The 15,381-nt window shown below is 41.4% G+C and carries 9 protein-coding genes and 1 pseudogene; all 10 read left to right on the top strand.

Going from position 1 to position 15,381, the window contains the following annotated elements:
* Window positions 1–4: 4 nt before the first annotated feature.
* The 10 genes and pseudogenes from treC (at window position 5) to ilvD (ending at window position 15,370) form a co-directional block, all read left to right on the top strand.
* The gene (gene treC, locus HMPREF1517_RS03180; protein WP_037599316.1) at window positions 5–1,630 is read left to right on the top strand and encodes an alpha,alpha-phosphotrehalase; all 1,626 of its coding nucleotides are present in this window, start codon (window positions 5–7) and stop codon (window positions 1,628–1,630) included.
* An 81-nt stretch (window positions 1,631–1,711) separates the two neighbouring features.
* Window positions 1,712–3,607, top strand: a complete 1,896-nt coding sequence (locus HMPREF1517_RS03175; RefSeq protein ID WP_037599315.1) for a M13 family metallopeptidase — start codon at window positions 1,712–1,714, stop codon at window positions 3,605–3,607.
* 115 nt (window positions 3,608–3,722) lie between these two features.
* Window positions 3,723–6,335 (top strand): annotated as a pseudogene (adhE, locus tag HMPREF1517_RS03170) (bifunctional acetaldehyde-CoA/alcohol dehydrogenase); the annotation flags it as partial.
* A 160-nt stretch (window positions 6,336–6,495) separates the two neighbouring features.
* Complete coding sequence (locus HMPREF1517_RS03165) at window positions 6,496–7,341, top strand: hypothetical protein (protein WP_037599313.1); 846 nt, start codon at window positions 6,496–6,498, stop codon at window positions 7,339–7,341.
* Between the two features lie 25 nt (window positions 7,342–7,366).
* Window positions 7,367–8,344: a hypothetical protein gene (locus HMPREF1517_RS03160; protein ID WP_037599312.1), complete on the top strand. Its 978-nt coding sequence runs from the start codon at window positions 7,367–7,369 to the stop codon at window positions 8,342–8,344.
* A 159-nt stretch (window positions 8,345–8,503) separates the two neighbouring features.
* Window positions 8,504–9,988, top strand: a complete 1,485-nt coding sequence (gene thrC / locus HMPREF1517_RS03155) for a threonine synthase (protein ID WP_037599311.1) — start codon at window positions 8,504–8,506, stop codon at window positions 9,986–9,988.
* A 61-nt stretch (window positions 9,989–10,049) separates the two neighbouring features.
* Window positions 10,050–11,336, top strand: a complete 1,287-nt coding sequence (locus tag HMPREF1517_RS03150) for an MATE family efflux transporter (protein WP_002885805.1) — start codon at window positions 10,050–10,052, stop codon at window positions 11,334–11,336.
* A 111-nt stretch (window positions 11,337–11,447) separates the two neighbouring features.
* Entirely contained in the window at window positions 11,448–11,813 is a 366-nt protein-coding gene (locus HMPREF1517_RS03145) for an Asp23/Gls24 family envelope stress response protein (RefSeq protein ID WP_002885694.1), read from the top strand.
* Window positions 11,813–13,480 carry a DAK2 domain-containing protein gene (locus tag HMPREF1517_RS03140; RefSeq protein ID WP_014635125.1) on the top strand — a complete coding sequence of 556 codons (1,668 nt, stop codon included), beginning with the start codon at window positions 11,813–11,815 and terminating at the stop codon, window positions 13,478–13,480. Before HMPREF1517_RS03145 ends, HMPREF1517_RS03140 begins: the two co-directional genes overlap by 1 nt.
* A 168-nt stretch (window positions 13,481–13,648) precedes the next feature.
* A complete protein-coding gene (gene ilvD / locus HMPREF1517_RS03135) occupies window positions 13,649–15,370 on the top strand; it encodes a dihydroxy-acid dehydratase (RefSeq protein WP_037599310.1) in 1,722 nt (573 codons plus the stop codon).
* Window positions 15,371–15,381 lie beyond the last annotated feature (11 nt).

Genomic DNA, 15,381 nt, shown 5'->3' with positions numbered 1-15,381 from the left:
TCACATGGCATTAGATAAAACAAAGGTTGTATACCAAATTTATCCAAAATCATATAAGGACACTACAGGAAATGGAATTGGTGATTTCAGAGGCATCATTGAAAAAATTCCTTATCTATCAGAGTTAGGCGTGGATATGGTTTGGCTCAATCCTTTCTATCCGAGCCCACAACGTGACAATGGTTACGATATTTCAGACTATACAGCCGTTAACCCTGTCTTTGGAGACATGACTGATTTTGAAGAACTGGTCTGTGTCGGAAAAGAGCACAAGATTGATTTCATGCTAGATATGGTGCTCAACCATTGCTCAACGGAGCATGAGTGGTTCCAAAAAGCTTTGGCTGGAGACCAGTATTATCAAGATTTCTTCTTTATTCAGGACCAACCAACCGATTGGTTGTCTAAATTTGGTGGTTCTGCCTGGGCTCCTTTTGGAGATACAGGGAAATACTATCTTCACCTCTTTGATGAAACACAGGCGGACCTTAATTGGCGCAATCTCAATGTCCGCAAGGAGTTGTTCAAGGTGGTCAACTTCTGGCGTGACAAGGGAGTCAAAGGCTTCCGTTTCGATGTGATCAATTTGATTGGGAAAGATGAAGTCTTGGTAGATTGCCCTGAAAATGAAGGGAAACCAGCTTATACGGATAAACCAATTGTCCATGACTATCTTCGTATGATGAATGAAGCGACCTTTGGTTCTGATGGTAGCTTTATGACAGTTGGAGAGATGTCATCGACAACAATTGACAACTGTGTTCTTTATTCAGCACCGGAGCGTCACGAGTTGTCTATGGCCTTTAACTTCCATCATCTTAAAGTAGATTATGAAGATGGACAAAAATGGACTATTACTCCCTTTGATTTTGAAGAGCTCAAACGTCTTTACCATACATGGGGTAAGGAAATGAGTGAACGAGGTGGTTGGAGTGCCCTTTTCTGGAATAACCATGACCAGCCACGTGCTTTGAATCGCTTTGTGGATATCAAGAATTTCCGTAATGAAGGAGCGACCATGCTAGCAGCTAGCATCCATTTGTCACGTGGAACTCCGTATATCTACATGGGCGAAGAAATCGGCATGATTGATCCAGACTATGATTCCATGGCAGACTATGTGGATGTGGAATCCATCAATGCCTACCAGATGCTTTTGGATCAAGGTAAGTCTCCTGAGGAAGCCTTTAAGATTATTCAAGCCAAGTCACGAGATAATTCGCGTACACCCATGCAATGGGATGCTTCTGAGAATGCAGGTTTTTCAACAGGCACTCCATGGTTGAAAGTCGGTAAATCTTATAAAGACATCAACGTTGAAAATGAAATCGATGGACCAATCTTTAAATTCTATAAAGAATTGATTCGCTTGCGCAAAGAAATGCCTATCATTTCAGAAGGAAGCTACCTGCCAGCATTGGAGGACAGTCAAGAAGTCTATGCCTTTGAACGCCACTTAGACGGTCAAAAACTCTTGGTACTCAATAATTTCTATGGAAGTGAAGCTGAAGTGGAGATTCCAGAAGAATACCAAGCAGGGCGCGTGCTCTTGTCAAACTATGACGATGCAGAGCTTGCTGAAAAGATAATTTTGAAACCTTATCAGACCCTAGCAATCTTAGTAAAATAAGCCAAACTTTCCTCAGTAAATGCTTTTGCTGGGGAATTTTGTTATAATGAAAGCACTTTTAATGTTGATGGAGGAAGTGTAATGACACGCTTACAAGATGATTTTTATGATTACGTCAATGGGGAATGGGCTGAGACAGCAGTCATTCCAGATGATAAACCTTCGACTGGTGGCTTTATGGACTTGGATCGAGATATCGAAAACTTGATGTTGGATATCACTGGAAAATGGCAAAGAGGAGAAGAATTGCCTGAAGATAGCATTCTGCAAAACTTTGTCAAATACCACAAGATGGTAGCTGATTTTGATGCACGAGAAGCAGCTGGTGTGGCTCCAGCCATGCCCTTGATCAATGAAATCAAGGCTCTGTCTTCTTTTGAAGACTATACCAGCAAGTTGGGCACCTATGAACTAGCTGGCAAACCTAATCTCATGCCATTTGGCGTGTCACCAGACTTTATGAATGCGCAAATGAATGTCCTGTGGGGAGAAGCGCTTAGTTTGATTTTGCCAGATACAACCTATTATGAAGAAGGTAATGAAAAAGGTCCAGAATTGTTGGCTATCTGGCGCCAGATGATGGAAAAACTCTTACCAAAATTTGACTTCTCAGAGGCAGAAATCAAGGATATCTTGGATAAGGTCATTGCAGCGGATGTAGAATTGGCAAAGTATGTCTTGTCAAACGAAGAAAAATCAGAGTACAACAAACTCTATCATCCCTATGAATGGGCAGATTTTAAGGCCTTGGTTCCAGAATTGCCACTCGATGCTTTCTTTACGGAAGTCATTGGACAAACACCAGATAAAATTATCGTCCCAGAAGAGCGTTTCTGGAAGGAATTCGCGCCAAAGTTCTACTCAGCAACCAACTGGGAGAGCATTCATGCCAAATTGAAACTCGGTGCAGCTCTTTCTTGGACTTTATTCTTGACCGAAGAAATCCGTGTTTTGGCTGGTGAATATAGTCGTACGATTGCAGGTATTCCAGAACCTCGTCCAAAAGAAAAAGCAGCCTTATCAATAGCAGAAGTACCATATAGCCAAGCGCTTGGACTCTGGTATGCAGGTGAAAAATTCTCACCAGAAGCAAAAGCAGACGTGGAGCATAAAGTAGCGACCATGATTGAGGTCTACAAGGATCGTCTAGAAAAAGCAGACTGGCTCGCTCCTGAGACTCGTAAAAAAGCCATTGTCAAGCTCAATGTCATCACACCTCATATTGGCTACCCTGAAAAATTACCAGAAACGTATGCCAAGAAGATCATCGACGAGAGCAAGACCTTGGTGGAAAATGCTCAAGCCCTTTATGAAATTTCAATTGCTCATAGCTGGAGTAAGTGGAACCAACCAGTTGATCGGAGCGAGTGGCACATGCCAGCAAATATGGTCAATGCCTACTATGATCCGCAACAAAATCAAATCGTCTTCCCCGCTGCGATTTTGCAGGCACCTTTCTATGACCTTCATCAATCTTCCTCAGCTAACTACGGTGGAATTGGTGCGGTCATTGCTCATGAAATTTCACACGCCTTTGATACCAATGGTGCTTCCTTTGATGAGAATGGTAGCTTGAAAGACTGGTGGAAGCCAGAAGATTACGAAGCCTTTACCGCTCGTACCCAAAAAGTTATCGATCAGTTTGAAGGCCAAGACTCTTATGGTGCTAAGATTAATGGGAAATTGACTGTTTCTGAAAACGTAGCGGACCTTGGAGGCATCGCTGCAGCCCTTGAAGCCGCTAAGAAAGAGGAGGATTTTTCAGCAGAAGAATTCTTCACCAACTTTGCTCGCATCTGGCGCATGAAAGCTCGGACAGAATATATGCAACTTCTTGCAAGTGTTGATGTCCACGCACCAGGAAAACTCCGTACCAATGTTCAACTACCAAACTTCGACGAATTCCACAAGGAATTTGACGTTAAAGAGGGCGATGACATGTGGCGTGCCCCAGAAGATCGCGTGATTATTTGGTAATAATGATGAAATCTGTCCAAAAATGGCCGGATTTCTTTATTTTTATCGTTGTAAGGGTTTACATAGCGACTAGAAAACGCTATAATATACTTGTGTTAAAGATTGTGAAGTTTTTAACAAGTATTCAAAGGAGTTTCATATGACTAAACAAACTAAAGATGTTCAAACAGTAATAGATGAATTGGCAACAAAAGGGGTTGAAGCCCTTGATGCTATGGCTAACTTTACGCAGGAGCAAGTGGACCATATTGTTCACCAAGCTGCGATTGCTGCTCTAGATAAACACATGTATTTGGCAAAATTGGCCGTTGATGAAACAGGGCGCGGTATTTACGAAGATAAAGCCATAAAGAACATGTATGCTTCTGAATACATTTGGAATAGTATTAAATATGACAAAACTGTAGGCGTTATTGCTGAAGATAAAGAACAAGGTTTGGTTTCTATCGCTGAGCCGGTTGGTGTTATCTGTGGGGTTACACCAACAACTAACCCAACTTCAACAACCATTTTCAAAGCCCTCATTGCTCTTAAGACACGTAACTCTATCATCTTTGCCTTCCACCCATCAGCTCAGAAATCATCTGCAGAGGCTGCTCGTATTGTTCGTGATGCGGCTATTGAAGCAGGTGCACCTAAGGACTGCATCCAGTGGATTGAAGAGCCATCTATCGAAGCAACTGGTCTTTTGATGAACCATCCTAAGATTGCCACAGTACTTGCGACTGGTGGACCTGGAATGGTTAAGGCTGCTTATTCAACTGGTAAACCAGCGCTTGGTGTAGGAGCCGGAAACGTCCCATCTTATATCGCTGCTGATGCTAAGGTTAAACGTGCGGTCAACGATATCATCGTTTCAAAAACTTTTGATAATGGTATGATTTGTGCGTCTGAACAAGCAGCTATCGTTGATGCAGCTATTTATGACGAAGTTAAGGCTGAATTTGAAGCACATCAATGTGTCATCATTTCTAAAAAAGCTGATATTGCTAAATTGGAAAAAGTCGTTCTTAATGAAGCGCGTACAGCTGTAAATGGTGCCATTGTAGGTCACTCAGCTATTGAAATTGCTGAAAAAGCTGGCCTTAAAGTTCCTGCAGGTACAAAAATGCTTTTGGCAGAAATTCCAGATGCAACAATGGAACACCCACTTGCCTTGGAAAAATTGTCTCCAGTACTTGCTCTTATCAAATCTGATGGCGTTGAAGATGGATTCAAAAAAGCAGAAGGTATGCTCAATTTGGGTGGTCTTGGACACACTGCTGTTATCCACACTGAAAATGAAGAGCTCCAACTCCAATATGGTATCCGCATGAAAGCCTGCCGTGTCTTGGTTAATAGCCCATCAGCTGAAGGTGGTATCGGTAATATCTACAATAACATGATTCCATCATTGACTCTTGGTTGTGGTTCACACGGTCATAACTCAGTGTCACACAATGTTAGCTCATTTGATCTCTTGAATGTTAAAACATTGTCAAAGCGCCGCAATAACATGCAATGGTTTCGCGTCCCACCAAAAATCTTCTTCGAAAAAGATTCAATAACTTACTTGCGTCACATTGAAGCTGAGCGCGTGATGTTGGTTTGTGACCCTGGTATGGTTCAGTTTGGTTATGCAGACTTGGTTAAACGCCAATTGGAACTTAACCGCCACAGACCGGCAGTAGATGTTTTCTCAGATGTTGAGCCAAACCCATCTACTAATACCGTTTATAAAGGTTTGGAACGCTTTGTAGATTTCCAACCAGATGTAATCATCGCTCTTGGTGGTGGTTCTGCAATGGACGCTGCTAAGGCTATGTGGATGTTCTTCGAACACCCAGATGTAAGCTTCTTCGGTGCTAAACAAAAATTCTTGGATATCCGTAAACGTACTTACAAGATTCCTTACGCTCAGAAGACACAATTCATCTGTATCCCAACAACTTCAGGGACAGGTTCAGAGGTAACGTCATTTGCGGTTATCACTGATAGTGAAACTCATATCAAGTACCCATTGGCAGATTATGCTTTGACTCCGGACATTGCTATCGTTGACCCTGCTTTGGTTATGAGTGTACCTGCCAGCGTTACAGCAGATACAGGTATGGACGTTTTGACTCACGCCATTGAATCTTATGTATCAGTCATGGCTAGCGACTATACACGTGGGCTTTCACTTCAAGCGATTAAACTTGTTTTTGAAAATCTTGAACATTCTTACCGCTTTGGTGATGAAGAATCACGTGAAAAAATGCATAATGCGTCAACAATGGCTGGTATGGCCTTCGCCAATGCCTTCCTTGGTATCAACCACTCACTAGCTCATAAGGTTGGTCCTATGTTTGACATTCCACACGGACGTACTAATGCGATTTTGATGCCTCACGTTATCCGTTACAACGGTCGTGATCCTCAAAAACACGCTATGTTCCCTAAATATGACTACTTCCGTGCAGACAAAGATTACGCAGATATCGCTCGTTTCATGGGATGGGGCACTGACAAGCAATCAGATGCTGAATTAGTTGAAGTTTTGGCACAAAAAGTATACGAATTGGGTATTGCCGTTGGTATTGCCATGAACTGGAAGGGGCAAGGTGTTACTAAGAAACTTCTTCAAGACACTGCCTATACTTTGGCCGAACATGCTTATGAAGACCAATGTACAACAGCTAATCCGAAAGAACCACTTATTTCAGAATTGAAAGAAATCATCGAAATTGCCTTTGATTATAAAGGATAAGCGATAGACTAAAGTAGCTCTATAAGGGCTACTTTTTTTGCTAGAAACCTTCTATATTAGAGTGTTTATCCAAATTAAAAATAAAGTACTTTCCCGAATAAGATAGAAAAACGCTTTAAGAATTGTTATAATAACCTTACAGCGAGATAAGGAGATTCCTATGACAAAAGAAGAAGGGCTTAGTTTGGGTGAAACAGCACATCCTCTCAAGTCTCGTGAATTGAGGCCACCAGTGGCTTCTGCAGCAGGGAATAGAGCGACTAATAAGTTTAAAGAGTTTAATGCTGATAGGATGGTGAGTGTTCAATTCAATCCTAGTCAACAAGTAAAAGAATCAAAGGAGCCAGTAACCGCAAAGAATATTGTGGGGATGGTATCAGGTGTGATTGCAGCGATACTCACCATACTTTTGATTGTTTGTCTCGTGATGGGATACCGTTATCGAGCCGCAAGCATTGAGGGCGATTGGACAAGCCCAACCTTTAGTGAGAAAATGTTAGCCACTCTGAAAGATACTGCTAATACTAAGAATAAAGTTAGTAATGCTTTACCACAAGGTCAAGATCTTATCACCGATATCAATACAGTAATGAGTATTACTGACAATAAGGCTCACTTAAAAGTGAGCTTTGTTTACAATCGTAAAGGTCTTTATCAGGCTTACCAGAGTAGAGTTACTGAATTGAAAGGTCAGTACGGCGAGGAGTTCTCGGAGGTTTTTGATAGTTATTCATTGTCAGAAAAAGACTACTATAAACAGTTTGATGAGACAGTGAAGAAAGAACTTCCAAAGAGTTATACCTACGATGCCAAAACCGGTCGTGTCACAACAACTGCTTTTACGGGTGATATTAACCGTTGGGAGCAAACAATCACTGTGGATAAGGCTGGAGATTCAGATGCTTTTAAAAAAGGTGATGTATTAGATTATACGCCTAACAATGGAGGCTTTACTATTAAGGCACACAGTGAATTTGGTGACATTAGCTTTACAAAAAATAAATAAAAAAGGAAATTAAAGGGGAATATAAATGACAAGAGCAGAATGGTTGGACTATTTTGAAACGGTAAACGGACGTAAGCCGAGTGTTCAGGAAATGGCGGATGCTTTGAAAGCTGGGGAGTTTGTTAATGAAGCACCGGCTAAAACTGAAGATACAGCTACTACTGAACCTATTAAGGTTGAGGCAGAAATCGTCGAGACAAGTACTAGTCCTCTAACAACTGAAACGGCACCAGTAGTAACAGCAACTGCACCTTCTACGGTTCCTTTTCCAGAAGGACAAGCAGCTATGGCAAATTTGGCTCCTAAAAAACCAATGGATCCCAAAAAGAAAAAACGCATCCTAGTCTCAGTTTTGTCAGCAGTAGTCCTTGTCTTCTTATGTATCGGTGGCTTTATGACTTACCGTTATGTGACAGGTAATATTGATGGCAAATGGTACAGTAGTTCTCTAGGTAGAGAGTATAGCTCAAGCATGTCTGAAAGTTTGACAGACTTGGATAGTAAGGAGCTTGAAAAGTACTTTAAAGATACTGCTGTAACCATGAAAGTAAAGGGTAGCAATGCCAAGGTGACTGCTAGCTATACTTTTGATAAGAAAACCTATATCAAGGACTATCGTGAGAGGGTTCAGAAGTCCTTCTCAGCCTTTGGAGATTTATTTAAAGCCTTCTATGGAGATTCTTTTGAAAACTATTATAGTGAGGAAACCATAGAAAAAGAACTTGATGAAGCTCTTGAAAAAGCTGCGAAAGATAATGGTCAAAAGTATGATTCGAAGACAGGCGAAACAACGACAACCCTTTTCAAAGGAAAGGTTAGTCGTTTAGGACATAAGATGACTGTTACTTCTGTCAACAAAGATGTTGATATCGATGGTCTCAATGTGAAAAAAGGTCAAGAGCTAAAAGTGACTAAAAAAGACAAGAAAGTAACGCTTAGTGGTGATGGTAAATCAAAAGATATTACTTTCTCAACTAAGAATGACACCAAAGATAAATTTTAAAATGACATCCGGAATCGCTATTCCGGATTTTTTCATGTCGTTGAGGGAAGAGAATAAGGTGATATCCGAATGATTTTCTCACAAGTCACAATACGTGTAGAAATATTCTGACAATTATGCTACAATAGAGCCACACACTATCTAAAAAGAGGATTTACCATGACACTTGTATACCAATCAACACGTGACGAAAATAATAAAGTAACTGCTAGTCAAGCTATTCTTCAAGGTTTGGCAACAGATGGTGGCTTGTTCACACCATTGTCAACACCTGAGGTTGCTTTGGACTTTGATCAATTGAAAGATGCTTCTTACCAAGAAGTTGCTAAATTGGTCTTGTCAGCTTTCTTGGATGATTTTACGGAAGAGGAATTAGATTACTGTATCACAAATGCTTATGACGACAAGTTTGATACAGCTGCTATTGCACCAGTAGTTAAACTTAAGAACCACTACAACCTTGAACTTTTCCATGGTTCTACTATCGCTTTCAAAGATATGGCCCTTTCAATCTTGCCTTACTTGCTAACAACATCAGCTAAAAAGCAAGGTGTTGATAATAAGATTGTTATCTTGACAGCGACATCAGGTGATACTGGTAAGGCTGCTATGGCTGGTTTTGCAGATGTTCCTGGAACTGAAATTATTGTCTTTTATCCAAAAGACGGTGTTTCAAAAATCCAAGAATTGCAAATGACCACTCAAACAGGAGCTAACACTCACGTTATTGCTATTGATGGTAACTTTGATGATGCCCAAACCGATGTGAAACGTATGTTTAATGATTTTGACTTGCGTGAGAAATTGTTGGCTCATCATACGCAATTCTCATCAGCTAACTCAATGAACGTCGGTCGTTTGGTACCACAAGTGGTTTACTATGTATATGCCTATGCGCAGTTGGTTAAGGCAGGTCATATCCAAAACGGAGATAAGGTTAACTTCACAGTACCAACAGGAAACTTTGGTAATATCTTGGCGGCTTATTATGCACGTCAGATTGGTGTTCCGGTTGGCAAATTAATCTGTGCCTCTAATGAAAATAACGTCCTCACAGACTTCTTCGCAACGGGTACTTATGACAAGAAACGTGACTTCAAGGTAACGACAAGTCCTTCTATGGATATCTTGGTATCTTCTAACTTGGAACGCTTGATTTTCCACCTTCTTGGTAATGATGCTGCTAAGACTAAAGAGCTCATGGATGCGCTTGTGACTAAGGGTGAGTATACTTTGGCGGATGCAGATAAAGATATTCTTGACTTGTTTGCAGCAGGATTTGCAACTGAGGATGAAACAGCTGCTGAAATCAAACGTGTTTATGAAGAAGACAAGTATATCGAAGATCCTCATACAGCGGTTGCCTCAGCGGTTTACGAAGCATATGTTCAAAAGACAGATGACCACACCCCTACAGTTATCGCTTCAACAGCTAGCCCATATAAATTCCCACGTGTGGCTATTTCAGCTGTCACTGGTAAAGACAGTGGGGATGATTTCAAAGCAGTAGAAGATTTGCACCAACTTTCAGGTGTAGCTATCCCAGCTGCTGTAGATGGACTTGAACATGCGGAAGTTCGCCATAAAACAGTTGTTGCGGCAGCTGATATGCAAAAAGCAGTTGAAAGCTATCTTGGTGTATAAGAATAAAAAAAATAGGAGCTGAGAAATCAGCCCTATTTTTATCAATATAGAAGAGAATATTATGACAGAAACAAAGAAAATTCTAAACATAGCCTTGCCTGCTATGGCCGAAAACCTTCTACAAATGTTGATGGGGGTTGTCGATTCTTACCTAGTGGCTCAGGTTGGTATTGTCGCCATATCAGGGGTTTCCGTAGCCAATAATATAATCACGATTTACCAAGCTATCTTCATTGCTCTAGGAGCCTCAAGTGCCAGTGTCATTGCTAGAAGTCTAGGGAAGGGAGATGTTAAAGCGACTAACCGAGACACCTGGGATGCTATTATTATTACCCTTGCTCTTAGTCTCATTCTTGGTTTACTTTCCATTTTTGGTGGTGGGGCCATTCTTAATCTTTTAGGTACTGAGCAATCTGTGACTCAGGCTGGTAGTCTCTACCTTGCTCTTGTCGGTGGAGGAGTGGTCTTCCTAGCCTTAATGACTACTTTTGGTAACATATTACGGGCCAAGGGACGGCCTCGTATTTCCATGGTCGTCAGTCTTTTGACTAATGTTCTTAATGCTATTTTATCTTCTTTAGCTATCTTTGTGGGACATTGGGGGATTATTGGGGTCGCAACGGCTACGGTTTTTTCTCGTCTGGTTGGGACAGTGATACTGTGGCAAGCGATGAAACTGGATGTGAAGCAGCTTGAAGTTACCAAACCTTTCAACAGGGAGTTGTTGGGGATTGCTCTGCCAGCAGCAGGTGAACGACTGATGATGCGTGCTGGAGATGTGGTCATTGTGGCTATTATTGTTACCTTTGGTACAGCCGTTGTCGGTGGTAACGCCATTGGTGAAAACCTCACTCAGTTTAACTATATGCCCGGTATGGGAGTCGCCACGGCTACAGTTATCTTGGTTGCCAATAGTCTGGGACGAGGGGATAAGGCGCAGATGAAGCGTATTATACGAGAGTCTTATTGGATTTCAACCTTCTTGATGGTTCTGGTTTCAGGGGGTATCTTGCTTTTTGGACAAGGATTATCAAGTCTCTTTACAGATAATAAAGCAGCTATTGCGGCTAGTCAGGTAGTTATTCTTTATTCTTTCCTTGGGAATCCCGTGACTTCGGCGACTCTAGTCTACACTGCAGTTTGGCAAGGTCTGGGTAAGGCTAAGATGCCTTTCTATGCGACAACTATTGGGATGTGGATTATCCGAATTTTCTCAGGCTACTTCCTAGGAGTGAGTTTGGGAATGGGTCTTGCAGGCGTCTGGATTGCAACCGTTGTTGATAATGTATGGCGTGCGGTCTTCCTCTATGTGATGTACCGTCGTTATCTCATAAAGAGAAAGTTTTAATGATAAATATTGAGGAGATACTCTTATTCAAAGGGTATCTTCTTCTTATTTTTTACAAGTAAGCTCGAATATGGTAAAATAAGCTGATAAAAACTTTTTGAGGTAGTAATTATGACTGTAAAAATCAATACAAAAGATGGTCAAATCGAATTGTCAGATGATGTCATCGCAACAGTAGTTGGCGGTTCAGCAACAGAAATTTTTGGCGTTGTCGGTATGGCAAGTAAGAGTGCTATCCGAGATAATTTTCAAGCACTTCTTGGAAAGGAAAACTACGCAAAAGGAGTTGTCGTGAAATCTACTGATGCAGGTATTACTGTGGATGTTTACACTGTTATGAGTTACGGTGTTAAGATTAGTGAGGTTTCAAAAAATATTCAAGAACGTGTGAAATTTAATCTTGAGAATCAACTCGGTATCAAGGCTGAAACAGTAAATGTTTACGTTCAAAATATTAAAGTCGTAGGAGAAAACTAGTGTCTAAAATTACAACAAGCTTGCTTCAGGAGATGGTCCAAGCGGCAGCAACACGTCTAGGTAAGCAAGCAGAATATGTGAATTCACTCAATGTCTTCCCAGTACCAGATGGAGATACTGGAACAAACATGGGAATGACTATGGATAACGGAGCTAAAGCTGTCGCAGATCAATCAGCTTCAACAGTTGGTGAAGTTGGTCAGATTTTGTCTAAGGGTCTTTTGATGGGTGCCCGTGGTAACTCAGGTGTTATCACGTCACAATTGTTCCGTGGATTTGGTCAAAGTATCAAGGATAAAACGGAACTTGATGGTCAAGATTTAGCTCACGCCTTCCAAGCAGGTGTTGAAGTTGCTTATAAAGCTGTTATGAAACCTGTCGAAGGAACAATCCTTACAGTATCACGTGGTGCAGCTTCAGCAGCGATTAAGAAAGCTGAATCTACGAATGATGCTGTTGAGGTTATGCGTGCAGCTCTTGACGGAGCTAAGGCTGCCTTGGCTAAGACACCAGAGATGCTTCCAGTTTTGAAAGAAGTTGGAGTAGTAGACTCAGGTGGTCAAGGTTTGGTCTTTATTTATGAAGGTTTCTTGTCAGCCCTTACAGGTGAGTATATCGCTTCAGAGGACTTCCAAGCGACACCTGCTACGATGACAGAGATGATCAATGCAGAACACCATAAGTCAGTTGCTGGTCATGTTGCCACAGAAGACATTACCTTCGGTTACTGTACGGAAATCATGATTGGTCTCAAACAAGGTCCGACTTATGTGAAAGACTTTGACTATGAAGAGTTCCAAAATTACTTGAGTAACCTTGGGGATTCTCTCCTTGTGGTTAACGACGATGAAATTGTAAAAGTTCACGTCCATACAGAGGATCCAGGTCTTGTCATGCAAGAAGGTCTTAAATATGGGGCTCTTGTCAAAGTTAAGGTTGACAACATGCGTAACCAACACGATGCACAAGTTCAAAAAGAAGAAGCTATCCAAGCTGCACCTTCTGCTCCTAAAGACTTTGCCCTTATTGCAGTTGTTGCCGGAGATGGACTTGCAGATATCTTCAAATCACAAGGTGTTGACTATGTGATTTCAGGTGGTCAAACAATGAACCCATCAACAGAAGATATTGTTAAGGCTATTGAACAGGTCAATGCTAAGAATGTAATCATCTTGCCAAACAATAAAAACATCTTTATGGCAGCGCAATCAGCTGCTGAAGTAGTAGATGTCAATGCGGCTGTTGTTGAAACACGTACAGTTCCACAAGGATTTACAAGTTTGCTTGCTTTTGATCCTAGCCAAAGTATCGAAGCTAATGTTGAAGCTATGACAGCTAGTCTTTCAGATGTAACAAGTGGTAGCGTGACATTGGCGGTACGTGATACAACTATTGATGGTCTTGAGATTCATGAAAATGATATCCTTGGTATGGTGGATGGTAAGATCCTTGTGTCTACACCAGATATGGACCAAGCCCTTCTTGATACCTTTGACAAAATGATTGACGAAGACAGTGAAATTGTTATGATTTACGTCGGCGAAGAAGGTAATCAAGAACAAGCTCAAGCACTTGCGGAAAAATTGGAAGAGGCTCACGAAGATATCGAAGTTGAAATCTTCCAAGGAGACCAACCAGTTTATCCATACCTCTTCAGTGTTGAATAATTTTGAATAATCATTTAGGAAGTCTTAGGGCTTCCTTTTTGTTTTGTCAGTTTTGATATAGCAGGGATATCTTTTCGGAATTACAAAAATATTCTGAAAATTCCTTGACATTACTTTCCAAAGTGGTAACATATGTTGTAAGAAATTTTATAGATTGAAGGTAACATCATGAGAAGTGATATGATCAAAGTTGGTGTTGATAAGGCACCAGCACGCGGACTTTTGTATGCGACTGGGCAAGTTAAATCTGCCAATGACATGCAAAAGCCCTTCATTGCTATTTGTAACTCTTATATTGATATTGTTCCAGGGCATGTTCACTTGCGTGAATTAGCAGATATTGCCAAGGAAGCTATCCGTGAGGCTGGCGGTATTCCTTTTGAGTTTAATACCATTGGTGTGGATGATGGGATTGCCATGGGGCATATTGGGATGCGTTACAGTCTTCCATCTCGTGAATTGATTGCCGATTCTGCAGAAACAGTTATTAATGCCCACTGGTTTGACGGGGTTTTCTACATTCCTAACTGTGATAAGATTACACCAGGGATGATTTTGGCGGCCATGCGTACTAATGTGCCAGCAGTATTTTGTTCTGGTGGCCCTATGAAGGGTGGCGTTGACATGACTGGTCACCAAGCGACGCTATCAAGTTTGTTTGAAGCTGTAGGTACCTATCAGGCTGGAGATATGAGCAAGGAAGAGCTCGATTATTTGGAGAAAAATGCTTGTCCAACTTGTGGTTCATGCTCAGGAATGTTTACCGCTAACTCAATGAACTGTTTGATGGAAGTTTTGGGCCTTGCCCTTCCAGGTAACGGTACTATCCTAGCCGTTTCAGATGAACGCCGTGAATTGGTTCGTCAAGCAGCCACAAAATTGATGGATAACATCAAAAATAATGTTCGCCCACGTGATATTGTGACCAAAGAAGCCATCGATGATGCGTTTGCTCTAGATATGGCCATGGGTGGTTCAACCAATACTGTTCTTCATACGCTTGCTATTGCGCGTGAGGCCGGTATTGACTATGATCTTAAAGACATTAACGAGATTGCCAAGAAGACACCTTATCTCTCTAAAATTGCACCTTCAAGTGTTTACACTATGCATGATGTCCATGAAGCTGGTGGTGTTCCAGCCATTATTAATCAGTTGATTAAAAAAGGAGCCATTAAGGGTGATCGTATTACAGTTACTGGTAAGACTTTGAAAGAAAACGTAGCTGGTGCTGAAATCAAAAATGAAGAAATTATCCATCCAATTGAGCATCCTATCTCACCAGTTGGTGGTTTGTCTATCCTTTACGGTAATATTGCTCAGGATGGAGCTGTTATCAAGGTCGGTGGTGTAGATCCATCTGTTAAAACTTTCCGTGGTAAAGCTATTTGTTGTGATTCACAAGATCAGGCCCTTGAGTTGATTGATAATGGAACAGTTAAGAAGGGCCATGTCGTTGTCATTCGTTACGAAGGTCCTCAGGGTGGACCTGGTATGCCAGAAATGTTGGCACCAACTTCTAAGATTGTCGGACGCGGTCTTGGTAAGGATGTGGCTCTGATTACGGATGGTCGTTTCTCAGGAGCTACTCGTGGTATTGCTATTGGTCACGTTTCTCCAGAAGCAGCAGAAGGTGGTAATATCGCCCTAATCGAAGATGGGGATGAAATCGTGATTGACCTACCAAATCGTACCCTTGATCTGCTTGTCGATGAAGCAACCCTTGAAGAACGCCGCAAACATTTGAAACCTTTCAAATCAAAAATTTCAAGTGGTTGGTTGCGTCGCTATACAGCCTTTGCTAAATCAGCCAATGTCGGCGGGACTTTGATGAGTGACGAAGAATTCGAAGAACGTAAAGCAGAACGTCAAGCACAAGAAAAAAACTAAGAACATTCTTT

The organism is Streptococcus sp. ACS2 (assembly GCF_000525585.1).
Classification (GTDB): Bacteria; Bacillota; Bacilli; order Lactobacillales; family Streptococcaceae; genus Streptococcus.
Note: the sequence above shows the minus strand (reverse complement) of the source record. Positions and strands in the feature narration are given on the sequence as shown.

Bases quoted from the DNA above. Each gene is read 5' to 3' on its own strand.
- treC (WP_037599316.1), top strand. From the start codon at position 5: ATGGCATTAGATAAAACAAAGGTTGTATACCAAATTTATCCAAAATCA.
- HMPREF1517_RS03175 (WP_037599315.1), top strand. From the start codon at position 1,712: ATGACACGCTTACAAGATGATTTTTATGATTACGTCAATGGGGAATGG.
- HMPREF1517_RS03165 (WP_037599313.1), top strand. From the start codon at position 6,496: ATGACAAAAGAAGAAGGGCTTAGTTTGGGTGAAACAGCACATCCTCTC.
- HMPREF1517_RS03160 (WP_037599312.1), top strand. From the start codon at position 7,367: ATGACAAGAGCAGAATGGTTGGACTATTTTGAAACGGTAAACGGACGT.
- thrC (WP_037599311.1), top strand. From the start codon at position 8,504: ATGACACTTGTATACCAATCAACACGTGACGAAAATAATAAAGTAACT.
- HMPREF1517_RS03150 (WP_002885805.1), top strand. From the start codon at position 10,050: ATGACAGAAACAAAGAAAATTCTAAACATAGCCTTGCCTGCTATGGCC.
- HMPREF1517_RS03145 (WP_002885694.1), top strand. From the start codon at position 11,448: ATGACTGTAAAAATCAATACAAAAGATGGTCAAATCGAATTGTCAGAT.
- ilvD (WP_037599310.1), top strand. From the start codon at position 13,649: ATGAGAAGTGATATGATCAAAGTTGGTGTTGATAAGGCACCAGCACGC.